Here is a 1,012-nt window from a genome sequence, read left to right on the forward strand (position 1 = left end):
CGAGCCGGGCGAGTACACCGTCTACCTCGACGTGATCGACGGCTCCGCCGAGAGGCACCTGACCCGCAAGGTCACGGTGGAGGGTACTCCAATTATGGGAAGTCTGCAGACTTCAGTTGATGCTATGGTGAACTTATATGAATCAACAGGACATACATATCCCTCAGACGAATTTGTTTCAAAGGGAGCACCTACTATTCGTGATTTTTGTTCATTAATTGTTGAAGCCGCTGTTTCTGAAGGGGTTCGTCCGGAAGTTGTTTTTGCTCAGGCTATGCTTGAGACTGGATGGTTGCAATTTGGAGGTTCCGTAAAGCCGAATCAGTGCAATTTCGCCGGACTGGGCGCCGTCAATCAACAATCGGGAGGCGCTAGATTTGACGATGTATATCAGGGCTTGCTTGCCCAAGTCCAGCATCTTAAAGGATATGCTACTGGTGCGGCGTTGAATAACACTTGTGTGGATCCTCGATATGAAGTCCTTCAGTCTAAGGGTTTTCTCGGAGTTGCGCCATATTTGGAAGATTTAAACGGCCGCTGGGCTGTTCCGGGTGACACATATGGTCAGAATATTGCGCGCATTATTTCTTTAATTGGCTAATATCAATATGAATTCTCTAGGTCGACTGCGCTGGTTGTAGTCGACCTTACTTGTATGGTAAATCTTGGCCTTAAATTGTTACTTGCTAGCAATATTATGTTGGAGTGAACTATCGGGGAGGTTCTATATGCATTTCTTTAGAAGTAAGGCTGTCCGTGTCGCTTTTTTCTTCTTTTATTTCTGTTTGGCCGTAACTCCTTGCTTTGGTTTGAGTGAAGCGGGCCTGTCTCCATCACAGATTGAAGATTCAACACGGGCCGATGATTTAAGTGCAACTTCGCCGGTTTCAGAGGACTACTCTGTCGACGGCCTCTCGGCCAAGGCGTCCGATGGCGGGTCTCCTCTTCTGGGCGACCGCTGCTCGCTCGCCCTGACCGCGTCCGGCAACTCGGGCTCGGTCCGCTATAAGTT

At 49.0% G+C, this 1,012-nt stretch carries 2 protein-coding genes; both read left to right on the plus strand.

The features are described from left to right. On the plus strand, nt 1–601 hold a 601-nt coding region (locus tag AB5164_RS09485), incomplete at its 5' end, for a glucosaminidase domain-containing protein (protein WP_271729530.1). A 127-nt stretch (nt 602–728) separates the two neighbouring features. Next, nucleotides 729–1,012: hypothetical protein (locus tag AB5164_RS09490; protein ID WP_368148036.1), on the plus strand; the 284-nt coding region annotated here is incomplete at its 3' end.

Source organism: Collinsella aerofaciens (assembly GCF_040915425.1).
GTDB classification, from domain to species: Bacteria; Actinomycetota; Coriobacteriia; order Coriobacteriales; family Coriobacteriaceae; genus Collinsella; species Collinsella aerofaciens_BW.